This is a genomic window from Komagataeibacter rhaeticus, from assembly GCF_003207855.1.
Lineage (GTDB): Bacteria > Pseudomonadota > Alphaproteobacteria > Acetobacterales > Acetobacteraceae > Komagataeibacter > Komagataeibacter rhaeticus.
The window spans coordinates 81,145-104,580 of record NZ_NKTZ01000004.1; the positions used below are offsets into that span (position 1 = coordinate 81,145).

The window sequence follows — 23,436 nt, forward strand, 5'->3', positions numbered from 1 at the left end:
CGCGGGATGGGGCAATCCGGCCCCAAAAATGCCGCTACCCGCACAGGGTGCGTTGTGTCAGGACGGTATGCGGGCCGGCCGTGCAACCCTTGTCGTCATGGACGGACGGGACCAGATATCAGGACAGGCCGACAATGGCGGCCGGCATCCGGCTCCCCCGCGCGGGGGCGGAACAGGGAGAGTTCATGAACGTTTCTTCACGTCCGGGGCAGAAGGTTCCGGCGGGCCAGCATGTCAGCCAGCAGTCCATCCGCGTGCGGGGCGCGCGTGCGCACAACCTGAAAAATGTGGATGTGGACATCCCGCGCGATGCGCTGACGGTCATGACCGGCCTGTCGGGTTCGGGCAAGTCGTCGCTTGCGTTCGATACCATCTATGCCGAAGGCCAGCGCCGCTATGTGGAAAGCCTGTCGGCCTATGCCCGCCAGTTCCTGGAACTGATGGGCAAGCCGGATGTCGATTCGATCGAGGGGCTGTCGCCTGCCATCTCCATCGAGCAGAAGACCACATCGAAGAATCCCCGCTCCACCGTCGGCACGGTGACGGAGGTGCATGACTACATGCGCCTGCTCTGGGCGCGCGCGGGCGTGCCGTATTCACCCGCCACCGGCCTGCCGATCGAGGCGCAGACGATCAGCCAGATGGTCGATCGTGTCATGGCCATGCCCGAGGGCACGCGGCTGATGCTGCTGGCCCCGGTGCTGCGCGACCGCAAGGGCGAATGCAAGAAGGAACTGGCCGAACTCCAGCGCAGGGGCTTCACCCGCGCCAAGGTGGACGGCACGCTGTACACGATTGACGAGGTACCCGAACTCAACCGCCGCCTGCGCCACACGGTGGAAGCGGTGGTGGACCGCATCGTGGTCAAGGAAGGCATTGAAAGCCGGCTGGCCGACAGCTTCGAGACCGCACTCGGCCTGTCCGACGGGCTGGTCTATGCCGAAGAGGTGGTGAAGACCCTGCCCGAGGGCGGGGAGGCGCCGCGCACGGTCTTTTCCTCCCGCTTCGCCTGCCCGGTCAGCGGCTTTACGCTGGAAGAGGTGGAACCCCGCCTGTTCTCCTTCAACGCGCCGCAGGGCGCATGCCCGGCCTGTGACGGGATCGGGCAGGAAACCTTTTTCGACCCGCGCCTGATCGTGCCCGACGACTCGCTCTCGCTGGGTGCCGGGGCCATCGCGCCATGGCGCAACAGCCAGAGCCCGTACTACACCCGGACTCTGGCTTCCATAGCGAAGCATTACGGCGTGTCGATGGACACACCGTGGGAAGACCTGCCCGCAGGCGTGCGCGACGTGATCCTTGAAGGGGGCAGGGACCCGATCGAGTTCACGTACCGTGACGACCGGCGCGCCTACAGCCTGACCAAGCCGTTCGAGGGCGTGGTGACCAACCTGCGCCGCCGCATGGCGGAAACCGACAGCGTATGGGTGCGCGAGGAACTCTCGCGCTACCAGTCGGAAAAGCCCTGCCATGTCTGCCATGGCGCGCGCCTGCGGCCGGAGGCGCTTTCGGTAAAGGTCGCGGGGCTGAACATCGCCCAGGCATCCGACATGCCGATTCGCAGGGCGCTGGACTGGTTTGGCACGGTGGAGGCGACGCTCACCCCCCAGCGTGCTGAAATCGCGCACCGCATATTGCGTGAGATTCTGGACCGGCTGCGCTTCCTTGATGATGTGGGGCTGGATTACCTCACGCTCTCACGCGGGTCGGCCACGCTTTCGGGGGGCGAGAGCCAGCGCATCCGCCTGGCCAGCCAGATCGGGTCCGGCCTGACCGGCGTGCTGTATGTGCTGGACGAGCCTTCCATCGGGCTGCACCAGCGCGATAACGAACGCCTGCTGGGCACGCTGGACCGGCTGAAGAAGCTGGGCAACACCCTGATCGTGGTCGAGCATGACGAGGACGCGATCCGCGCCGCCGACTGGCTGATCGACATGGGGCCGGGGGCGGGCGTGAATGGCGGCAATGTTGTCGCGGCGGGCACGCCCGCGGAAGTCGCGGCCAATCCCGACAGCCTGACGGGGGATTACCTGTCGGGCCGCAGGTGCATTCCCGTTCCGGAAAAACGCCGGAAAATCGACCCGGAGCGCGAACTGGTGCTGCGCGGGGCAACGGGCAACAACCTCAAGGACGTGACGGCCCGATTCCCGCTGGGCACCTTTACCTGTGTCACCGGGGTTTCGGGTGGCGGCAAGTCCACGCTGGTGATCGACACGCTGTACAAGGCCCTGTCGCGCCGGCTTATGGGGTCGGGGCAGAACCCGGCGCCCTATGTGGCCATCGACGGGCTGGAGCAGCTGGACAAGATCATCGATATCGACCAGTCCCCCATCGGCCGCACGCCGCGTTCCAATCCCGCCACCTATACCGACCTGTTCGGCCCCATCCGGGACTGGTTTGCCGAACTGCCCGAAAGCAAGGCGCGCGGCTACAGGCCGGGCCGCTTCTCCTTCAACGTCAAGGGGGGGCGGTGCGAGGCGTGTCAGGGTGACGGGGTGCTGAAGATCGAGATGCACTTCCTGCCCGACGTGTTCGTCACCTGCGATACCTGCAAGGGGGCCCGCTACAACCGCGAGACGCTGGACGTGAAGTTCCGGGGCAAGTCGATTGCCGATGTGCTGGCCATGTCGGTGGATGAGGCGCTGCCCTATTTCTCCGCCGTGCCGCGCATCCGTGACCGGCTGGCCATATTGCAGAAGGTGGGGCTGGGTTACGTGGCCCTTGGCCAGCAGGCGACCACGCTGTCGGGTGGTGAGGCGCAGCGTGTCAAGCTGTCCAAGGAACTGGCGCGCCGGGCCACGGGCCGCACGCTCTACATCCTTGATGAACCCACCACCGGCCTGCATACCGAGGATGTGCGCAAGCTGCTGGAAGTGCTGCATGCGCTGGTGGACCAGGGCAACACGGTCGTGGTGATCGAGCATAACCTCGAGGTCATCAAGACGGCGGACTGGGTCATCGACATGGGGCCGGAAGGGGGGGACGGCGGTGGCCGGATTGTCGCCTGCGGCACGCCGGAGGACGTGGCGGCAAGCCCGGACAGCCACACCGGGCGATTCCTGCGCCCGCTGCTGGAAAACCGGCCGCTGGTGCCGGTGCCGGACCCGGCCCCGCCCGCGCCCCGCCGCAAAAAAGCCACGGCACCCAGGGCGGCCGCCAGCGCGAAAAAGCCCGCAAAACCGGCGAAAGCCGCGAAAACCGGCCGTAAAGGGGCAAAATAGACGCCAGTTTGCGCCGAGGTGGCATGAAGGGGGCAAAAAAACTTGCCCCATCATGCTGAAAACACTTGCACTGCGCGGGCCACTGGCTCTATCAGCGCTTTTCTTGGCCCAAGGGGGCAATCTTGCCCAACAGGCTGTCTACTGGTTTGGGGGTACGTGATGAACGCACTTGCTCAACTGGGGATGGTCTCGGAACACCCGAGCAATAACCAGATCTCTTCAGCGCCGTTTTCGTCCGAGGACGACCGGAAAGATTATTTTGTCGAAAAAGACGGGATGAAGTTTGCGGGAACGCATCTTCTTGTCGATCTTTGGGATGCCCGGAATCTTGATGATCCCGCGCAGATCGACCGTACCCTGTGTGAGGCCGCCGTGACGGCCGGGGCTACGATCCTGCACAGCCACTTCCATCATTTCACGCCCAATGGCGGCGTGTCGGGTGTCGTGGTGCTGGCGGAAAGCCATATTTCCATCCACACATGGCCCGAGCGCAACTTTGCCGCCGTGGATATTTTCATGTGTGGCGCCTGTGATCCGCATCTTGCGATCCCGGTCATGCAGCGCCTGTTCCAGGCGGGCCGGATCGAGGTGGATGAACAGCGCCGCGGGCGCGTGCAGCTTTAGGCGGCTGTGGCCGGGGCATGGCCATGTGGCGTCCCGGCCTGTCTTTTACAAGGTATACGAAGTATCGGGCCGGATTGATTTCCGGCCCGTGCTTTTTCATGTGCACTGATTAGGACGGAAAGGGGATCGCAATGTCCCGTGAGTGGATCAGCGAGGGCCTGTACGAAGGCTGGCGGCAGGAACTGCGTGTGGACCGGATGCTGGCGCGCACCAAAAGCGCGTTCCAGGATATTGCCGTGTTCGAGAACGTCGATCTTGGCCGCGTGCTGATGCTTGATGGCGTGGTCCAGATCACGGAACGTGATGAATTCGTCTATCAGGAAATGCTGACCCATGTGCCCCTGCTGGAGCATGGCGATGCGAAGCGCGTACTGATCATCGGGGCCGGTGACGGTGGCGTGCTGCGCCGCGTGCTGGAACACGCCACGGTGGAAAAGGCGGTGATGGTCGAGATCGATGGCGACGTGATCGACCTGTCCAAGAAGTTCCTGCCCGCCATCGCGGGCGATGCCTGGACCAGCCCGCGTGCCGAAGTGATCGTGGGCGACGGGATTGAATACGTCACCAACGCCGCCGATGGGTCGTTTGACGTGATCATCGTGGACAGCACCGACCCGATTGGCGTGGGAGAGGTGCTGTTTACCGACTCGTTTTACGAAAACTGCGCGCGCATCCTCAGCGCCCGCGGCATTATCGTGAACCAGTGCGGCGTGCCCTTCATGCAGGCCGATGAACTGCGCGACACCAGCGTGCGGCGCGCGCGGTTCTTTGACCATGTATCCGCCTATGTCGCGGCGGTGCCCACCTATGTTGGTGGTTTCATGACGCTGGGCGTTGCCGCCAAGGGCTGCGTGCCGGGCCGGCAGGCGGTGGATGTGATCCGTGCGCGCGCGGAAAAGGCGGGCATAAAGGATACACGCTACTGGACGCCGGAGATGCATGCCGCAGCCTTCGTCCTGCCGCCCTACATTGCCCGCAACCTGCCGCAGGCTGATAAGAAATAAGGGTTTTGGGGTGCCGCCCTTTATTTCAGTAAGGCGGCGTTCCCGCAAGCCTTCCGGGCGGGCTGTTCCACACGGCCCCCGGCATGGGGCACCAGACAGGACGGCATGAAAAAGGCCGGGGAGCAGTCCGCTCCCCGGCCTTTCTGGCATCTGCCGTGATCCGGCCGTTCAGGCAACGGGCGCCATGCGCGCGGCCTTGCGCAGGCTGACCAGTTCAGCATCCAGTTCCTTCACCCCGGTTTCGAAAACCTTGAAATGCGGGGTGGCGAGATGCGCCTCGAACGCCTCTTCGTCATCATATACTTCCACCAGGATGACGGTCTGCGGATCATCCAGCGGGCTTATGGCCTCAAAGCGCTGGCAGCCTTTCTCATCCGCTACGGAATGCGCGCTGTCATAGGCGCAGAGTTCAAGGAAATGCGCGCGGTTTCCGGCCGGAATGCGGAATTCGGCCACGATGGTCAGCGGGCTTGTGGTCATGGCTGGATCATCCTCGGGTTTGTGTTGCGTCGTCAGAACGTATTGCCGGTGGGGCACGGGCCATGCCGTTGTGCCGTGGGGCGCTTTTCATGGATTGACTTGGCCCGGCGGGTCATGTCAAGTCGGGAGTGTCGATACGGGAGAGACCAGCCCAGCGCTGGCGCCGAAGGAGCAACCGCCCCGGAAACTCTCAGGCCAAAGGACCGGTCGAACAAGACTTCTGGAAAGAGGCAGCCCGCAAGGGATGCCCGCCGACGGGATAGCGATCTCAGGCACATGCGACAGAAGGGGCACTTCAGGGTCCTTACGGATTCGACAGGAGTCCCGCATGTCCACGCCGTTGCCTGCCCCCGTACCGCCCGTGTTTCCCCACCCCCGTTCCGCTGGCGCGTATCGTGCCATGTCGCCCGCGTGCCCTGCATGTGGGGTTGCCTGCGCGCATGCGGACCCGCACAAGGCCCTGCCCGCATGAACCAGCCATTGCTGCGTACCCCGTTATACGACCTGCACATTGAACTTGGCGCCCGCATGGTGCCATTCGCAGGCTACGACATGCCGGTGCAGTATCCCGCCGGTGTCATGGCCGAGCACCTGCATACCCGTGCCAAAGCGGGGCTGTTCGATGTCTCGCACATGGGTCAGGTCCGCATCCGCCCGAAATCCGGCCGGAACACGGATGCCGCCCGCGCGCTGGAAACGCTGGTGCCCGCCGATATCGTGGCGCTCAGGCCCGGCCGCCAGCGCTATGCCCTGTTCACCACGCCCGATGGCGGCATAAGCGATGACCTGATGGTCGCCAATATGGGGGAATGGCTGCTGCTGGTGGTCAATGCCGCCTGCAAGCAGGCGGATTTCGCCCATGTGCACGCGGCCCTTGCACAGACCTGCACGGTGGAGATGCTGGATGGCCGTGCGCTGATGGCACTGCAGGGACCGGCGGCGGAGGCAGCCCTTGCCAGCCTCAACCCCAGGGCCGCCGGAATGCGTTTCATGGATGTGGTGGAGATGGAGCTTGCAGGTGTGGCCTGCATCATCTCGCGCTCGGGTTACACGGGGGAGGATGGTTACGAGATCGGCATGGCCAGTGGCGATGCCCTCACGGTGGCCCGCGCCCTGCTGGCCTGCCCCGATGTCGCCCCCGCCGGTCTTGGCGCGCGTGACAGCCTGCGGCTGGAGGCCGGGCTGTGCCTGTATGGGTCCGATATCGACCTGACCACGACCCCGGTCGAGGCCGCCCTTGAATGGTCCATCCAGAAAAGCCGCAAACCCGGCGGCGTGCGCGCGGGGGGGTATCCCGGTGCCGCCATCGTGGCCGACCAGCTGGCCGATGGCACCACGCGCCGCCGCGTGGGCCTGCGCGCCGAAGGCCGTGCACCGGTGCGGGGCGGCACCGACCTGTTTGCCGATGAAGCCGGCGCGCAGCCCGTGGGCCGCGTCACCTCTGGCGCGTTCGGTCCCAGCGCGGGCGGTCCCGTGGCCATGGGGTATGTCGCGGCCGACCACGCGGGTGTGGGCACGCGGCTTTTTGCCGCCGTGCGCGGGCGGCTGCTGCCCGTGCAGGTCAGTGCCCTGCCGTTTGTGGCCCCCACGTTCAAACGCTAGGGGCGTCCCGTTTTTCAGCCCGTAATTCAGGCACAATGGAGGAAATGAAATGACTGTCTATTACACGAAGGAACATGAGTGGCTGCGCGTCGAAGGTGATGTCGCGGTGGTGGGCATTACGGCGCATGCGGCGAATGAACTGGGCGAACTGGTCTTTGCCGAAGCCCGTGACCCCGGCACCACGGTGGAGCAGGGCGACAGTGTTGCCGTGGTTGAATCCGTCAAGGCGGCGTCGGACATCTATGCCCCGGTCACGGGTGATGTGCTGGCCTTCAACGATGCGCTGACCGATGACGCGGCGCTGGTCAACCGTGACCCCGAAGGCGAGGGCTGGATCGTGCGCATGACCGTGGCCGATGCCGCCCAGCTTGAGGGCCTGCTGGACCACGCCACCTATATCGCGCTGGTTGGCTGATCTTTTCCCTTCTGTCCCGCCTTTACGGAGTATGCTGGCCGTGACGTCTTCCTCCCGTGGTTCTTCTTCCCTGTGGCATGATGTGGGTGATGATGGCGGGGCGTTCTGTACCCGGCATGTCGGCCCCGATGCGCGTGACGTGGCCGACATGCTGCGCGTGGTGGGGGCCGACACGCTTGACGGCCTGATGGCGCAGACCGTGCCGGGCAGCATCCGCCTGAATGATGCGATGGGTCTGGGCGCGGGCGTGTCCGAACCCGTGGCGCTGGAGCGCCTGCGGGCCATCGCGCGCGGGAACCGGGTGCTGACCTCCCTTATCGGGCAGGGCTATTACGGCACCATCCTGCCCGGCGTGATCCAGCGCAACGTGCTGGAAAACCCGGCCTGGTACACGGCCTATACCCCCTATCAGCCTGAGATCAGCCAGGGGCGGCTGGAAGCGCTGCTCAATTTCCAGACACTGGTCATCGAACTGACCGGGCTGGACGTGGCCAACGCGTCCCTGCTGGATGAAGGCACGGCCGCCGCCGAGGCCATGGCCATGGCGCGCCGCGTGGCAAAGAGCAAGGCCAGCGCCTTCTTTGTCGATGCCGACTGCCATCCGCAGACCATCGCGGTCATCCGCACCCGGGCCGAGCCGATGGGCTGGCAGGTCGTGGTGGGCGACCCCGCGACCGATCTGGATGCGGCGGCCGTGTTTGGCGCGGTGTTCCAGTATCCCGGCTCATCAGGTCAGATCCGTGACCCGCGTGGCTGGATCGCGGCACTGCACGCTGCCGGTGCGGTGGCCGCCCTGTGCGCCGACCCGCTGGCGCTCATGCTGCTGCAAAGCCCCGGCGCACTGGGGGCGGATATTGCGGTGGGTTCCATGCAGCGTTACGGCATGCCCATGGGGGCGGGCGGGCCGCATGCGGCCTATATGGCGGTGCGCGATGCGTTCCGCCGCAACATTCCCGGCCGGATCGTGGGCGTGTCCATCGATTCGCGCGGCAGGCCCGCCTACCGCCTGGCGCTCCAGACGCGCGAGCAGCACATACGGCGCGAGAAGGCGACCTCGAACATCTGCACCGCCCAGGCGCTGCCGGCCATCGTCTCTTCCATGTATGCGCTCTATCACGGGCCGGTGGGGCTGAAGGCCATTGCAACCCGCGTGCACCGGCTGGCCTGCATCCTTGCCGCCGGGCTGCGTGCGCTGGGTGTGGATGTGGTGACACAGGCGTTTTTTGACACGATTACGCTCAACACGGGTGCCGGTACCGATGCGGTCATGGCGCGGGCGCTGGCGGCGGGCATGAACCTGCGCCGGGTGGATGATGCCCATGTGGGCATAAGCCTTGACGAGACCACCACGCCTGAAACCGTCCGTGCCGTATGGGCCAGCGTGAGTGGTGATGCCGCGCGTGTGCCGGCCATCGAATCTGGCCTTGGGGATGTGGCCGGCACCATTCCCGCCGATCTGGCCCGTACCGGCGGCCTGCTGGCGCAGCCGGTCTTTTCCGCCTGCCGGTCCGAGACCGACATGCTGCGCTACCTGCGCCGCCTGGCCGATCGTGACCTGGCGCTGGACCGTTCCATGATCCCGCTGGGTTCATGCACCATGAAGCTCAACGCCACGGCGGAAATGCTGCCGATCACCTGGCCTGAATTCTGTGACATCCATCCCTTTGCCCCGGCCGACCAGATGCGCGGCTATACCCGCCTGTTTGCCGACCTGGAGCGCATGCTGTGCCGGATCAGCGGGTATGCGGCGGTCTCGCTCCAGCCCAATTCCGGTGCGCAGGGGGAATTCGCGGGGCTTATGGCCATTCGCGGCTACCATCGCGCGCGTGGTGACATGGGGCGTGACGTGTGCCTGATCCCGGCCTCCGCGCACGGCACCAACCCCGCTTCCGCCCAGATGGCGGGGATGAAGGTGGTGGTTGTGGCATGTGACGCGCAGGGCAACGTGGATGTGGCGGACCTGAAGGCCAGGATTGCGAAACACGCCGACCAGCTTGCCGCCATCATGATTACCTATCCCTCCACCCACGGCGTGTTCGAGGAGAACGTGCGCGAGATCTGTGAACTGGTGCACGCGGCGGGCGGGCAGGTTTACGTGGATGGCGCCAACCTGAACGCGCAGGTCGGCCTTGCGCAGCCGGGCGTGTATGGCGGCGATGTCAGCCACTTCAACCTGCACAAGACCTTCTGCATTCCCCATGGCGGCGGTGGTCCCGGCATGGGGCCGATCGGTGTGGGCGCGCATCTGGCGCCCTACCTGCCGGGCGCGCCGCAGCTTGGGGGGGACAATGCCATTTCCGCAGCCCCCTTCGGCTCCGCCGATGTGCTGCCCATCTCATGGATGTATATGGTCATGATGGGCGATGCGGGGCTGAAGCGCGCGACCGAGGTCGCGATCCTGAACTCCAACTACATCGCCGCCCGCCTGTCGGATCATTACCCGGTGCTCTACCGGGGGGCGAACGGGCGGGTGGCGCATGAATGCATCCTGGACCTGCGGCCGCTCAAGGATGCGACCGGGGTGACGGTGGATGATATTGCCAAGCGCCTGATCGACCACGGTTTCCATGCGCCTACCGTCAGCTTTCCCGTTGCGGGCACGTTCATGATCGAGCCGACGGAATCCGAAAGCCGGGCCGAGCTGGACCGTTTCTGTGATGCGATGATCGCCATCCGCGCGGAAATCGATGCGGTGGAAAAAGGCGCGCTGACCATTGAGGACAGCCCGCTGCGCCACGCCCCGCACACCGTGCGCGACCTGACCGACCCGGACTGGTCACGGTCCTATGACCGCGCGGCCGCCTGCCTGCCGGGCGGCGTGCACCCCGCCAGCAAATACTGGTCGCCCGTCAACCGGCTGGATAATGCCTATGGCGATCGCAATCTTGTCTGCTCATGCCCCGATATGAGTACCTATGCCGACTAGGGACTGATTGCGCCCCCGTGGTTCATGTATATATCTGACACGATATAATATGGACCAATAGGGGGGCAGCATGGTGGACTGGGTCAAGGGGCGTGCGGGAATCGGGGCGCTGGCCTGCTTCCTTGCGGCTGGTATGGCCGCCATCCCGTCCGCCATGGCGCGGGACGTGACCGACATGGCGGGCACCACCCAGTCCGTGCCGGACCACCCGGCACGGATTGCCGATCTGTGGTTTGCCCATAACGAGCTGGTGCTCATGCTGGGGGGCGCGGGCCAGGTTGTCATGACCGTGGACCGCCCGCAGGCGCGGCCGTGGATGTATACCGTCTTTCCCGCGCTGTTTCAGGCGCGTGCCGTCAACGGGCCACAGGTCAATGCCGAGGCCCTGTTGCAGGACAGGGTCGATCTGGTCTTCGTGCCGGATGCCACGGCCACCATCACGGCTTTCCGTGGTGTAGGCGTGCCGACCCTTGTCGCTTCGTTCCGTGATGTGGACGGGCTGCTGCGGGTGGTAGATATGACCGCAACGGCGCTGGGCACCCCACAGGCGCACGATACCGCCACCCGTTACCGCCAGATGATGATGCAGACCGTCAATGACGTGCGCGACCGCCTTGCGCATGTCACGGCGGCGGCACGGCCCCGTGTGCTGCATGTGCAGTCGCTCCACCCGCTGCGTGTGGATGGGGCGGACAGTATTGTGGATGAATGGATCACGCTTGCCGGTGGCCGCAATGCGGCAACGGGTGTGAGCGGGAACATGAAGCCCGTCTCCATCGAACAGGTGGCGGCATGGGACCCGGATGTGATCATCCTTGGCCCCGATAGCGGCCAGCCTGATGCCGGCATGCAGCCGACATGGCAGCACCTGCGCGCGGTGCGGGCGGGGCATGTGCACCAGAACCCCTCCGGTGTGTTTACATGGGACCGGTATGGCAGCGAACTGCCGCTCCAGATCCGCTGGGCGGCAAAGACCCTGCATCCCGAACTGTTTACCGATCTTGATCCCGTGGCCATGACGCGGGATTTCTACCGCACCTGGTTCCATTATGACCTGAGCACGGCACAGGCGCAGCAGATCCTTGCCGCCCAACCGCCCCAGCCCCTGCCGCAGGCCCCGTCCGGTACGCATCCGTGAGCCTGCGCGCGCTGCTGGTGGGGGGGCTGTGCAGCGGGGGGCTGCTGGTCCTGGTGCTGGTTTCGGCCTGTGTCGGGCGGCTTGCGCTGCCTGCGGGGCAGGTGCTGCAGGCACTGCTGGCCCCGCAGGCCACTGGCGGCGGGGCGGAGATGGTGCATACCATCCTGTTCGGCGCGCGCCTGCCGCGTATTGGCGGGGCGGTGTGCGTGGGGGCGGCACTGTCGGTGGCGGGGGCGGCGTATCAGGCCGTGTTCCGCAACCCGCTGGTCTCGCCCGGGCTGCTGGGCGTGCTGGCGGGGGCAGGCACCGGGGCCGCGCTGGGCATTGTGTGGAATCTGGGTCATGGGGGCGTGGTCGGTCTGTCCTTCCTTGGCGGGCTGGTGGCCGTGGGCGTGGGCGTGGGGATTGCGCAGGTCTTCGATGCGACTTCGATGATGATGCTGGTCTTTGGCGGGCTGATCAGTTCGGCGCTGTTCACCGCATTGCTGTCGCTGCTCAAATACGTGGCGGACCCGCAGAACCAGCTGCCCGATATCGTGTTCTGGCTGCTGGGCAGCCTGACACAGGTCACACCGGGGGCATTGGGCGTGCTGGCCGGGCCGGTGGCGGCGGGAATCGTGCTGCTGTCCGCCTGTGGCCGGATGCTGGACGGGCTGGCCATGGGGGATGAGGAAGCGCGCACGCTGGGCATTCCGGTCGTGGCGCTGCGTTATGGGGTGATTGGTGGCGCCACGGTGCTGGCGGCGCTGACCGTATCGGTCGCGGGCATGATTGGCTGGGTTGGCCTGGTGGTGCCGCATGTGGCGCGCCTGCTGGTGGGGCCGTGCAACATGCGGGTGCTGCCGGTCAGCGCGTGTATTGGCGCGATGTTCCTGCTGGCCTGCGATGACCTGGCGCGCACCCTCTCGGCCGAGGAAATCCCCGTGGGCCTGATTGCCGACCTGCTGGGGGTGGTGGTGTTCATGGCGGTGCTGCCGCTGCTGCGGCGGGGGTGGCGGGCATGAGCGGCGGGGCCGGTGCCCTGCTGCGTATGGACCATGCGGGCTTTCACCGTGGCAGGCGGGGGGTGCTGCATGATCTGTCCTTTTCCATAAACCGGGGTGAACTTGTGGCCCTGCTGGGGCCGAATGGCGCGGGCAAGACCACGCTCCTGCGCCTGCTGCTGGGCCTTGTGCCGCCCGGCAGCGGGCAGGTCTGGCTGGAAGGCCGGCCCATGGCCACCTGGTCGCGGCGCGAGATCGCGCGCCGTATCGCCTATGTGCCGCAGGGGCATGTGCCGCTGTTTCCCTACAGCGTGCGGGACATCGTGGGCATGGGGCGGCTGGCGGAAACCCCCTTTGCCCCCCGCCTGCGGGAAGCCGATCGTGATGCGGTGGCCCATGCGCTGGGGGCACTGGCCATTACCCATCTGGCGGACCGGGCCTATACCGACCTTTCGGGGGGCGAGCGGCAGGCCGTGCTGCTGGCGCGCGCCCTGGCGCAGGGGGCGGCCATCCTTGTGCTGGATGAACCGGAAACCGGGCTGGATTACGGGCAGAAGCAGCGGCTGTATGTCCTGCTGCGCAGGCTGGCGGGACAGGGGCATGCCGTTATCGCCACCACGCATGACCCGATCCAGGCAGCCTGTGTATTTGACCGCGCCATCCTGCTGCGCCATGGGCACGTCATGGCGGATGGCCCGGCGGCCGCCCTGCTTGGTCCCGCCATGCTGGAGCGGCTTTATGCCCCGATCTGAAAATCATCCGGGGACGCTTTTTCAGGAAGTTTCAAGGCATGCCGCCCTGTTGAAAAAAGACGGTAATCAGAAACGTCTAGAGACTGTCTGATAAGTCAGCGCATGATGGCGCTTTAAAAGAAAAGGAAGTTTCTGGTGAGGCTTTTTGCAAAAGCTTCGAAAAAAGGCGGCACCCAGAAACTTTTATCGTTTTTCATCAGGCGGCCGGACTGGCGCGCCTAGCGCCCCATGGGGTTGGTGTCGACGCGCACGGCCTTGCCCGTGCGGTCATAATACAGGATGGCGGTGCCGCGTTTTTCGGCATAGCCATCCGGTTCCCCCGTGGGTGTCCAGAACAGCAGGCGGTTCAGGTCCGGCTGTTCCTTTATCCTGTCGCCGTGCGGAATATAGCGGTACTGGCTGTAATCCATGTGTAGCCGGGGCAGGGGCGGCCGCTTGGAAAGCTGGTGCATGGAGGCATGGCGCTGCGAGGCCTCGCCGGGGTCTTCGTTGCCTGCGTCGGCATGGCCACCTTCAGCCAGTGCTACGCCGGGCATCAGGCCCACGCACAGCCACCCCCACACCATCCACCGCCGCAACCTGATTGACATGAGCGCAGGCCCTTCCCTCGTTCCCCATAGCGGGGTCACCATCCTCCTTTTCCCGGCGCGACGCAATATCCCGCCCCGGCGCGGGATGCCCTTACTGGAAGGGCAGGTAGCGGAAGTCGAAGAAGATCTCGCTCAGGCTGGTGGTGGGCGCGCCCCCCATGCCACCCCATGTATGCACGCGCGAATAGGCCAGCTGCGTGCCCGCCTGCACCGTGCCGTACTGCCCGTGGATGAAGCGGTACCAGGCACCGATGGTAAACTCCTCCACCGAGCGGATGTTGGCGGTGCAGCCGCCCAGTGCCGCGGTGTTGAGGTCCGAGCCCTCCGTCATGCACCCGGTATTGTCCGCCAGCGGGTTGCCATAGCCATAGGCATTGCCGCCTTCGTCAAAATAGCTGCGGCCCGAACGCTGCATGCCGAAATAGCCGTATACGTCGAGCATCTTGTTGGGGTGCGCGATCACGCCAGCCGTGGTCTGGGCCGAGGACAGCAGGGCCGGCGCGCCGTTGGCACGCAGTGTCGCATCGGGCAGCAGCACCGAACCGTAGCGCCCGATGCCCCGCCCCGTAAGCCCCGCCAGCCGCACTTCCAGCCGGTGCGGGATGACCGGCAGGATCATCGATCCGCCAACGCCCCAGGCAACGGCGGTATGGTTTTCACCCACGCCGTTTATGACCGAACGGTCATGCGGGAAGTGGACCACGCCTTCCACTTCGTAATGGCCCCAGTGGGGGTCCCATGCCAGTTTGCCGATCACGTCGGGCGCTATTTCGTTGGAATAGTTGGTGGTGGCGCTGCTCAGCCCCACGCCGTTGGACCCGATCTTGGCATACCCCCCGTTGGGCAGGGCGTATTCACCATTGCCCAGGTCATCGCCAAAGCCGGTGGTGTCATAGATCGTGGCCGGATTCTCGATGGACAGGCCCGTCCACAGCCGGTGCTGCAGGTAGTCCTTGACAATGCGCACCTGCCACTGCCGCGACCAGGTCTGGCCCGCCAGGATGGAGGATTCGATGGTTTCGGGCAGGCTTTCCTGACGGGGCACGATGCCCACGCGGTCAGGCGTGAGCATGGTCCAGGCCTGACCGATCAGGAAATGCGTATTCGCGCGCGAATCATCCAGTGTCAGATAGGCCTGCCGCAGGCGGGGCACATAGGAATTGCTCTCATACGGGTTGGTGGTCTCGGCACTGGCGCCAAAATCGGTTTCCACGAATCCCGCCACGGTCAGGTGCGGATTGAGCTGCCCGCGCGCCATGAGCGAGAAGCGCGAATACCGCGCATCCCCATTGAAGTTCGTGGTGTGGAAGTTCGAGCTGTCACGGAAGGGAATGGCATTCCAGTAATTGAATATGCCAGACGAGACCTGCCGGTTTTCCACCAGCGCCGCCGCATCGAAGAACCCGCCCAGGATGATGGAGACGGGACCAAGGTGGAACACCTTGCTGCCCAGCGCGCCGGCGGACTGCGCGCCCACCGTCTCGCGGTTGTGGGGGCCGACATTGTTGTTGGCCATGTGGGAGATCAGGTCTTCCTCCCGGTGGGCTACGACGGATTCCAGCGTCGGCTGGTCAACGGGTTCGAACGTGGCGGGGGCGGAACGGCCACCGATATGCGGCATGCGCCCGCGTGTTTCCATCTCCGCCCCGGTGCCGGCCACACTCATGGCGGTGGCATGGCCTTCGCTGGGTACCCAGCCGCCACGCACATGCCCGCCCGACCCGGTGACCTGCAGCGGATGGCCCGTGGCCGCGCTGCTGCCCCCCGTCTGGGCGCGGTGACGGGCGATCTGCTGGCGCATGGCCATGAGATCGTTCTGGAGCGCCATCTGCTGCTGCTGCAGATGTTCCATCTGGCGTTCCATGATATCCAGCGATTCCGGATCATCATCGGCCCATGCCGCGCATGCGGGTGCCAGGAAGGAACACACCATCAGCATGCCTGCAATGCTGGCGCGCCGATGCATGGAAAAGGACGGAATCCGCATTTAAGGTCAGGAGGCCCCACGGTTAGGTTTCAGACTATATATGTCAAAACATTTCCGGATAAACAGGTAAATAATATTTTCTTTTAAGAATGCCCGGGTCCATGGCCCGTCCCGTCCATTCTTCCTGTCCGGGGCCGTGGGCAGCCCCGCGTGGTGGCGTTACATGACGTGGTGTTACACGACATCCGGGCGGCGGGCGGTCATGGCATGGACCGCGTCGTGCCAGAACAGGTCCTCTGGCGCGGGGGTGACGGTGCCGTTGTCCACCGGGCCAAAACCCGCGCGCGCCAGCAGGGTTTCCAGCATGCGGCGGCGGTCGGTTTCATCCAGCGCCTGCCACAGGGCGGTGGCCTTGTGCGGTATGAAGCGCGTGCCGGATGTCAGGATGATCAGGCCGCCGGGCTGCAGCACGCGGGCTGCCTCGCGCAGCAGGGCCACGGGCTGGCGCAGGTAGGGGGCCACGTCGCAAAGCAGCACGGCATCCATGCTTTCATCGGCCAGCGGCAGTTCGGGGGTCTCGTTCAGGTCTTCCACCACGCGGTCGGTCAGGCGGGTGTTGCTGTCCAGCGCCTGGGCATTCACGCCAATGCCGATCACGCTGCCGAATTCCATATCGGGCGGCAGGTGGCTGTCGGGACCGGCCATAAGGTCAAGGATGTCGCCGCCCTCGGGCAGCAGGGTGCGGTACAGCGCGGTGATGGCGGCCTGCGCGCCCTGGTCCAGCATGGGGCCGGCGGGTCTGCGCGAATAGAATGCCGTGTCGGATTCCCCCGATGCGGCAGTAAAGGATTGCGGGTGGAACCCGTGCAGGTCATTCATGGATGTGCCAGACAGTACAGATGAAACAACGCCCGATTGGAGGGCGTATTATCATGCGCCCGCGCATGTGTGACAGGAGAAAAACAGATGGCCCGCATGATCCATTCCATGATCCGCGTGCGTGACGCGGCGGCAAGCCTTGCCTTTTATGAAACGGCCTTTGGCCTGACGGTGGCCGACAGGCTTGTTTTTGACACCTTTACCCTTATCTACCTGTCCAATGACGAACAGACATTCGAACTGGAACTGACCGTAAACCACGACCGGACCGCGCCCTATGACCTGGGGGATGGCTATGGCCATCTGGCGGTGTCGGTTGCGGATGTGGACGCGGAACATGCACGCCTTACCGCCGCGGGCCTGTCACCGCTTGCGGTGAAGGACATGTCGTGCGGGGAGCGGTTCGTGGGCCGGTTCTTCTTCGTGACCGACCCCGACGGCTACCGGATCGAGGTCCTGCAGCGCGGCAGGCCGGGGCGTTTTGTCTGATCGGGCTTGCAAGCGGGCGCCTGTGGTGCCATCCCGCTCGCAAACGGGGGCGGCTTGGCCTTATACAGGACGGATGATGACCGGTTTTCTCAAGATGCACGGGCTTGGCAATGACTTCGTGGTGGTGGATGAACGCACCCATCGCCATGATCTTACACCCGCGCGTATCGCCGCCCTGTGTGACCGGCATACGGGCATTGGCTGTGACCAGTTCGTGACCCTGCGCCCGGCCTGCGCCGAAGGGGCGGATGTGTTCGTACGCTTCTTCAATGCCGATGGTTCGGAATCCGGCGCGTGCGGCAATGCCTCACGCTGCGTGGCCGACCTTGTGGCGCGGGAGAGCGGGCGGGCGCAGGTCGGGCTGCAGACGCGCGCGGGCGTGCTGTCCGCCACCCTTGTGCGCCCGGGCGTGGTAACGGTGGACATGGGCGTGCCCGCGCAGGGCTGGGCCGATGTGCCGCTGGCCGAAGCCATGGACACGCTGCACCTGCCCATAACGGGTGACCCGGCCGCCGTCTCCATGGGCAACCCGCACGCCACGTTCTTCCTGCCCGCGCCCGACGGCATGGACCCGTGTGTTGCGGGGCCGGAACTGGAACACCACCCCCTGTTCCCCCAGCGCGCCAACATTGGCCTTGCGCATGTCACGTCGCGCGGGTCCATGCGCCTGCGGGTGTGGGAACGCGGCAGCGGGCTGACGCGGGCCTGCGGTTCGGGCGCGTGCGCCGCCGTGGTCAACGCCGTGCGGCGCGGGCTGGTGGACCGTACCTGCACGGTGGAAATGGACGGGGGCAAGCTGGAAATCACATGGCGTGGCGATGATGGCCATGTGCTCATGACCGGCCCGGCCACCACCAGCTTTACCGGCACGTTCAGCCCGGAAGACTACCCCCGATGAAGAAGCCGGAAATCCTGACCTTCGGCTGCCGCCTCAACACCTATGAGAGCGAGGTGATGCGCAGCCATGCCGCAGGGCTGGACAATGTGGTGATCGTGAACACCTGCGCGGTGACGGGCGAGGCGGAGCGACAGGCGCGCCAGGCCGTGCGCCGCGCCCATCGCGAACGCCCTGACGCGCGCATTGTGGTAACCGGCTGCGCCGCCCAGATCGACCCCGAACGCTGGGCGGCCCTGCCCGGTGTGACCCGCGTGCTGGGCAACCGTGAAAAGCTGGAGGCCGCAAGCTGGAGCGAGATGGCGCTGGGTGAAGGCAATGCCGTGTCCGACATCATGGCCGCGCGCGAGACAGCACCCCATCTGGTGACCGAGTTCGCCGGCCGCACCCGTGCGTTCGTGGAGGTGCAGCAGGGCTGTGACCATCGCTGCACCTTCTGCATCATCCCCTTCGGGCGTGGGCCGTCACGCTCGGTGCCGGTCGGTGCGGTGGTGGAACAGGTGCGCGCCCTTGTGCAGTCCGGCTACCGCGAAGTGGTGCTGACGGGGGTGGACATCACTTCATGGGGCGGTGACCTGCCGGGCAGGCCGCTGCTGGGGCAGCTGTGCCGCAGGCTGCTTGCCCTGGTGCCGGAACTGGAGCGGCTGCGCCTGTCCTCGGTCGATCCGGTGGAAATTGATGAGGATATCTGGAAGCTGCTGGAAGCCGAGCCGCGCTTCATGCCCTATCTGCACCTGTCGCTGCAGGCGGGGAGTGACATCATCCTCAAGCGCATGAAGCGCCGGCATCTGACAGCGGATGCGGCAGGTGTGGTGGCGCGGGCGCGGGCGCTGCGGCCCGGGATCGGCATCGGGGCGGACATCATCGCCGGTTTCCCGACCGAGGATGAGAAACTGTTCGCGCAGACACTCGCTTTTGTACGGGACAACGCACTGCCCTACCTGCATGTCTTTCCCTATAGTGAGCGGCCGGGCACGCCCGCGGCCCGCATGCCCGCCATTGCGGTACCCGCGCGCAGGGAACGCGCGGCCCGGCTGCGGGCCGCGGGGGCGGAGGCGGCGCGGGCCTTCCATACCCGCCTGCTGGGGCAATCCCTGCGCGTATTGATGGAAACGGACACGGCGGGCCATTCCGAGGAATTTGCCCCCGTCAGGCTGGTGGACGGCGCGGTGTCCGTGGCCGGGCGCATCGAGACGGTGCGGCCGGTGGCGGTTGACGATAACGGACTGGTTGCGGAAATTCTCTGATATGGCTCTTGGCTTCTTCTCACGGCTCAAGGCGGGACTGTCCCGCTCCACCCAGAAACTCAGCGGCGGCATTACCGCCGTGTTCACCCGGCGCAAGCTGGATGACGAGGCGCTGGAGGAACTTGAGGACCTGCTGATCTCCGCCGACCTGGGTCCCAGCGTGGCCGAAAAGGTGATCGACTCCTTCCGCCGCGCCAAATTCGGCAAGGAAGTGACGGATGAGGAAGTGCGCGCCGCCCTGGCGGAGGAGATTGCCAATATCCTCCAGCCCGTCGCCATTCCGTTTGAACCTGATCCGAAGCACAAGCCGCATGTGGTGCTTGTGGTGGGGGTGAACGGCACGGGCAAGACCACCACCATCGGCAAGATGGCCCGCTTTTATGGGGAGCAGGGCAAGAAGGTGATGATGGTGGCGGGCGATACCTTCCGCGCCGCAGCCGTCGAGCAGTTGCAGGTATGGGGCGAGCGCACGGGGGCGCCCGTGATCGCGGGCAGGCCCAATGCCGATGCGGCGGGGCTGGCGTTCGAGGCGCTCAAGCGTGCCACGGCGGAACAGGCCGACCTGCTGCTGGTTGATACGGCCGGCCGCCTGCACAACAAGAGCGCGCTGATGGAGGAACTGGCCAAGATCATCCGCGTCATGCGCAAGTTTGACGAAACAGCACCCCATTCCGTGCTGCTGGTGCTGGATGCCACCACCGGGCAGAACGCGGTGGAACAGGTGCGGGTGTTCAAGGAACTGGTCAACGTGACCGGGCTGATCGTGACCAAGCTGGATGGCTCGGCCCGCGGCGGCATTGTGGTGGCGCTGGCCGATGCGTTCGGCCTGCCGGTGCATCTGGTGGGCGTGGGCGAGCAGGCGGACGACCTGCGTCCCTTCTCCGCCGAGGCGTTTGCCAGGGGGCTGGTGGGCGACAGCATAAAAGTCATCGAGCGTGATGACGCGCAGTCCGCACCCGACGGACAGGCGGCGGGCAGCGAGCAGCCCCCGCATCAGGGCTGAGGGACGGCCTGACAACGCGCCCAGAAGTGCGTGGCAGGGCAGAGGGAAGTTTTTGGCGAAGCTTTTTTCAAAAAGCTTCGGGGAACGCCGCCTTTTTGGGGAAAAGTGGCGCCCGGAAACCTTTGTTCCGTATCCGCGCACCCTGACAGGCAGGTCTGGAGGCATGATCATGACGATATCGCAATCCCTTCTTTCCTTCGCGCTCACCGCGTTTGTCATGGCCATTACGCCGGGACTGGATACCGCGCTGGTGCTGCGCACGGCCACCACGGCAGGGCGGGAAAAAGCGGTGCTGGCGGCCCTTGGCGTGGTATGTGGCTGCCTTGCATGGGGTGTGGCGGTGGCCACCGGGCTGGGGGCGCTGCTGGCGGCTTCCCGCCCGGCATTTGATGCCATCAGGATAACGGGTGCGGCCTATCTGTTATGGGCCGGGGGCAGGATGCTCCTGTTTCCCCGCCGTGATGGCAGCCAGCCGGCTGGCGCGGTGCCGGATGGCGGGCGGCATGGTTATTTCCTGCGCGGCATGCTGCAGAACCTGCTCAACCCCAAGGTGGGGGTTTTCTATATTTCCTTCCTGCCGCAGTTCGTGCCCGGCAACGTGCAGGCAGGGCCTTACCTTTTCCTGCTTTCGGGCCTGCAGGCGGCCCTGAGCTGCGGGTGGCTGGTCCTGGTGGCGTTTACCGGCCATTCCCTTGGCCGCCTGCTGCGGCGCGCGTCCATCATGCGGGCCATGGACCGGCTGACCGGATGCGTGTTCATAGGCTTCGGTCTCAGGCTCGGCCTTTCACGCGGCTGAGAGACTGATGAAATGAAGCGCATTGATGGGAAATGAAAATTTTTGGTGTCAGCTTTTTGAAAAAAGGCAACGTTTCCTGAGGCTTTCTGAAAAAAGCCTTACCCGGGACGCCCTTATGGCGGACCCTCCCCGAGGGCATGAACACTGGCCATGAAAAAAGGGACCACCTGGGGGGGTGATCCCTTTTCCTCCGGACCGGGGCGGCCTGCCGCAGGTCAGATCGGCATGGCGCGGTCAAACACGCTTTCCAGCGCCATGATACCCGGCAGGGTCTTGCCTTCCAGCCACTCCAGAAAGGCACCGCCAGCGCTGGAGATGTAGGAGATGTGCTTTTCCACCCCCGCATGGCGCAGGGCGGAGACCGTGTCCCCGCCACCGGCAATGCTTTTCAGCACGCCGGCATCGGTCAGCCTTGCCACCTCCTTTGCCACGGCATTGGTCGCGGTATCGAAGGGCGGGATCTCGAACGCACCCAGCGGGCCGTTCCAGACCAGGGTTTTCAGGGTGGTGATCTTCTGGTTGATCAGCATCACCGTCTCCGGCCCCACGTCCAGTACCATCGCATCGGCCGGGATGGCGCTGATGGCTACCGTGCGGGTCGGCACATTGGCCTGGAAGTCGGTCGCGGTCACGGCATCGACCGGCAGGACGATCTCGCAGCCCTTTTCCCTTGCCTTGGCCATGATGGCGCGCGCGGTGTCGTGCATGTCCGCTTCCTGCAGCGAACGGCCGACATTCACGCCCTGCGCGGCAAGGAAGGTGTTGGCCATGGCCCCGCCGATGATCAGCATGTCCACTTTTTCAAGCAGGTTGCCGATCAGGTCGAGCTTGGTCGAGATCTTGGCCCCCCCCACGATCGCGCCCACCGGGCGCGCGGGGTTTTCCAGCGCGATGTTGAGGGCGTTGAGTTCCGTCTCCATCAGCCGCCCGGCAAAGGACGGCAGCAGGCGGGCCACGCCCTCGGTCGAGGCATGGGCACGGTGCGCGGCCGAGAACGCATCGTTCACGTAGTAATCGGCCAGGGCCGCGAACCCCTTGGCCAGTTCGGGATCGTTCTGCTCCTCACCGGGGTAGAAGCGGGTGTTTTCCAGCACCACCACGTCACCGTCCTGCATGGCGTCCACGGCCTGCTGCGCCTTGGGGCCGATGCAGTCATCGACAAAGGTGACCGGGCGGCCCAGCGCGTCACCCAGCGCGTCGGCAATGGGGCCAAGCGACATTTCGGGCACGCGCTGGCCCTTCGGGCGGTCGAAGTGACTGACCACGATTACCCTGGCACCCTTCTGCGCCAGTTCCTGTATGGTGGGCAGCAGGCGGATGATCCGTGTCGCATCGGTGATCTGCCGGTTGCGCACGGGCACGTTCAGGTCGGCGCGCAGGAGTACCTTCTTGCCGGTGGCATCAAGGCTGTCCAGCGTCTTGAATGAAGCGGCGGCCATTACAGTGCCCCGAACACGGCGGCCGTGTCGGCCATGCGGTTGGAGAAGCCCCATTCGTTGTCATACCAGCTGCAGATGCGCACCAGCCGGCCCCCATCGATCACCGCCGTCTGGGTGGCGTCAAAGGTGGAGGACGCGATGGAGTGGTTGAAATCCGTGCTGACCAGCGGTGCCGTGTTGTAGGCAAGGATGCCCTTGAGCGGCCCGGATTCGGACGCCTTGCGCACGGCTTCGTTCACCGCCTCGACGGAAGCGGGGGCGGTCTTGGGCACGAAGTCCAGCGAGACGAGCGAGACATTGGGGGTGGGCACGCGGATGGCGGTGCCGTCCAGCTTGCCCTTGAGGTGCGGCAGCACCAGCCCCACGGCGCGCGCGGCCCCGGTGGAGGTCGGGATCATGTTCAGCGCCGCCCCGCGTGCGCGGCGCAGGTCCTTGTGCAGGGTGTCCACCGTGCGCTGGTCGCCGGTATAGGAATGGATGGTGACCATGTAGCCGCATTCGATGCCGAATGCGTCATCCAGCACCTTGGCCACCGGGGCCAGGCAGTTGGTGGTGCACGAGGCATTGGAGATGACGGTCATGTCCGGTGTCAGCACATCCTGGTTCACGCCGAACACGATGGTGGCATCCACGCCCGACGCGGGGGCGGAGACGATTACCTTGCGCGCGCCCGCCTTGATCAGCTGGGCGGCCTTTTCCTTGTCCGTGAAGCGGCCGGTGCATTCCATGGCCACATCAACGCCCTGGAAGGGGACCTTCGTCGGGTCGGCCTCGGCCGAGACGGTGATGGGGGCGTAGGTGCGGCCATTGGCGGTGATGATGATCTGGTTGCCATTCACCTTCACATCGGCGGGGAACCGGCCGTGTACGCTGTCATAGGACAGCAGGTGTGCGTTGTCTTCCACGCTGCCGAGGTCATTGATGGCAACGGGCACGACATCCGTGCGCCCGCTTTCGATAATGCCACGCAGCACGAGGCGACCAATGCGACCAAAACCGTTTATTGCGACTTTAACAGCCATTTTC

General features: G+C 65.3%; 20 protein-coding genes and 1 riboswitch. Of the genes, 14 read left to right on the top strand and 6 right to left on the bottom strand.

Annotated features, from left to right (window positions below; translation table 11 throughout):
• Positions 1-185: 185 nt before the first annotated feature.
• The 3 genes from uvrA to speE all read left to right on the top strand — a co-directional run bounded on the left by uvrA (position 186) and on the right by speE (position 4,849).
• On the top strand, positions 186-3,221 hold the full coding sequence (gene uvrA / locus CFR78_RS06070; RefSeq protein ID WP_034929306.1) for an excinuclease ABC subunit UvrA: 3,036 nt from the start codon (positions 186-188) through the stop codon (positions 3,219-3,221).
• A gap of 159 nt (positions 3,222-3,380) precedes the next feature.
• Positions 3,381-3,845 carry an adenosylmethionine decarboxylase gene (speD, locus tag CFR78_RS06075; RefSeq protein WP_034928959.1) on the top strand — a complete coding sequence of 155 codons (465 nt, stop codon included), beginning with the start codon at positions 3,381-3,383 and terminating at the stop codon, positions 3,843-3,845.
• Positions 3,846-3,976: 131 nt separating this feature from the next.
• Complete coding sequence (gene speE / locus CFR78_RS06080; RefSeq protein WP_034928962.1) at positions 3,977-4,849, top strand: polyamine aminopropyltransferase; 873 nt, start codon at positions 3,977-3,979, stop codon at positions 4,847-4,849.
• Between the two features lie 168 nt (positions 4,850-5,017).
• On the opposite strand, the gene CFR78_RS06085 is transcribed toward speE, so the two are convergent.
• On the bottom strand, positions 5,018-5,329 hold the full coding sequence (locus CFR78_RS06085; RefSeq protein ID WP_034928965.1) for a putative quinol monooxygenase: 312 nt from the start codon (positions 5,327-5,329) through the stop codon (positions 5,018-5,020).
• Between the two features lie 126 nt (positions 5,330-5,455).
• Positions 5,456-5,545: riboswitch (glycine riboswitch) on the top strand.
• A gap of 252 nt (positions 5,546-5,797) precedes the next feature.
• On the opposite strand from CFR78_RS06085, the gene gcvT reads away from it, so the two are divergent.
• The 6 genes from gcvT to CFR78_RS06115 all read left to right on the top strand — a co-directional run bounded on the left by gcvT (position 5,798) and on the right by CFR78_RS06115 (position 13,145).
• Positions 5,798-6,931 carry a glycine cleavage system aminomethyltransferase GcvT gene (gene gcvT, locus CFR78_RS06090; protein ID WP_034928968.1) on the top strand — a complete coding sequence of 378 codons (1,134 nt, stop codon included), beginning with the start codon at positions 5,798-5,800 and terminating at the stop codon, positions 6,929-6,931.
• Positions 6,932-6,980: 49 nt separating this feature from the next.
• Entirely contained in the window at positions 6,981-7,346 is a 366-nt protein-coding gene (gene gcvH, locus CFR78_RS06095) for a glycine cleavage system protein GcvH (protein WP_110581039.1), read from the top strand.
• 31 nt (positions 7,347-7,377) lie between these two features.
• Positions 7,378-10,272: an aminomethyl-transferring glycine dehydrogenase gene (gene gcvP, locus CFR78_RS06100; protein WP_034928974.1), complete on the top strand. Its 2,895-nt coding sequence runs from the start codon at positions 7,378-7,380 to the stop codon at positions 10,270-10,272.
• Positions 10,273-10,342: 70 nt separating this feature from the next.
• On the top strand, positions 10,343-11,410 hold the full coding sequence (locus tag CFR78_RS06105; protein WP_051672034.1) for an ABC transporter substrate-binding protein: 1,068 nt from the start codon (positions 10,343-10,345) through the stop codon (positions 11,408-11,410).
• Entirely contained in the window at positions 11,407-12,414 is a 1,008-nt protein-coding gene (locus CFR78_RS06110; protein ID WP_034928977.1) for a FecCD family ABC transporter permease, read from the top strand. Before CFR78_RS06105 ends, CFR78_RS06110 begins: the two co-directional genes overlap by 4 nt.
• Positions 12,411-13,145 carry an ABC transporter ATP-binding protein gene (locus CFR78_RS06115; RefSeq protein ID WP_034928980.1) on the top strand — a complete coding sequence of 245 codons (735 nt, stop codon included), beginning with the start codon at positions 12,411-12,413 and terminating at the stop codon, positions 13,143-13,145. The genes CFR78_RS06110 and CFR78_RS06115 overlap by 4 nt, the downstream gene beginning before the upstream one ends.
• A gap of 218 nt (positions 13,146-13,363) precedes the next feature.
• Here the strand turns inward: CFR78_RS06115 and CFR78_RS06120 are convergent, their stop codons facing one another.
• The 3 genes from CFR78_RS06120 to CFR78_RS06130 form a co-directional block, all read right to left on the bottom strand.
• Positions 13,364-13,711, bottom strand: a complete 348-nt coding sequence (locus CFR78_RS06120) for a hypothetical protein (RefSeq protein WP_007399006.1) — start codon at positions 13,709-13,711, stop codon at positions 13,364-13,366.
• Between the two features lie 115 nt (positions 13,712-13,826).
• Complete coding sequence (locus tag CFR78_RS06125) at positions 13,827-15,722, bottom strand: hypothetical protein (protein ID WP_034928983.1); 1,896 nt, start codon at positions 15,720-15,722, stop codon at positions 13,827-13,829.
• 174 nt (positions 15,723-15,896) lie between these two features.
• A complete protein-coding gene (locus tag CFR78_RS06130; protein ID WP_007399009.1) occupies positions 15,897-16,541 on the bottom strand; it encodes a class I SAM-dependent methyltransferase in 645 nt (214 codons plus the stop codon).
• A gap of 87 nt (positions 16,542-16,628) precedes the next feature.
• On the opposite strand from CFR78_RS06130, the gene CFR78_RS06135 reads away from it, so the two are divergent.
• The 5 genes from CFR78_RS06135 to CFR78_RS06155 all read left to right on the top strand — a co-directional run bounded on the left by CFR78_RS06135 (position 16,629) and on the right by CFR78_RS06155 (position 20,971).
• Positions 16,629-17,030, top strand: coding sequence for a VOC family protein (locus tag CFR78_RS06135; protein WP_007399011.1), 402 nt, complete (start codon positions 16,629-16,631; stop codon positions 17,028-17,030).
• Between the two features lie 73 nt (positions 17,031-17,103).
• A complete protein-coding gene (gene dapF, locus CFR78_RS06140; RefSeq protein ID WP_034928986.1) occupies positions 17,104-17,928 on the top strand; it encodes a diaminopimelate epimerase in 825 nt (274 codons plus the stop codon).
• The gene (gene mtaB, locus CFR78_RS06145; RefSeq protein WP_034928989.1) at positions 17,925-19,172 is read left to right on the top strand and encodes a tRNA (N(6)-L-threonylcarbamoyladenosine(37)-C(2))-methylthiotransferase MtaB; all 1,248 of its coding nucleotides are present in this window, start codon (positions 17,925-17,927) and stop codon (positions 19,170-19,172) included. Before dapF ends, mtaB begins: the two co-directional genes overlap by 4 nt.
• Before the next feature lies 1 nt (position 19,173).
• Positions 19,174-20,175 (top strand): signal recognition particle-docking protein FtsY, encoded by a 1,002-nt coding sequence (ftsY, locus tag CFR78_RS06150; RefSeq protein WP_034928992.1) that lies wholly within the window; start codon positions 19,174-19,176, stop codon positions 20,173-20,175.
• A gap of 169 nt (positions 20,176-20,344) precedes the next feature.
• Positions 20,345-20,971, top strand: a complete 627-nt coding sequence (locus tag CFR78_RS06155; RefSeq protein WP_034929311.1) for a LysE family translocator — start codon at positions 20,345-20,347, stop codon at positions 20,969-20,971.
• A gap of 215 nt (positions 20,972-21,186) precedes the next feature.
• Here the strand turns inward: CFR78_RS06155 and CFR78_RS06160 are convergent, their stop codons facing one another.
• Positions 21,187-22,410, bottom strand: coding sequence for a phosphoglycerate kinase (locus CFR78_RS06160; RefSeq protein ID WP_007399016.1), 1,224 nt, complete (start codon positions 22,408-22,410; stop codon positions 21,187-21,189).
• Positions 22,410-23,432: a type I glyceraldehyde-3-phosphate dehydrogenase gene (gap, locus tag CFR78_RS06165; RefSeq protein ID WP_034928996.1), complete on the bottom strand. Its 1,023-nt coding sequence runs from the start codon at positions 23,430-23,432 to the stop codon at positions 22,410-22,412. Before gap ends, CFR78_RS06160 begins: the two co-directional genes overlap by 1 nt.
• Positions 23,433-23,436 lie beyond the last annotated feature (4 nt).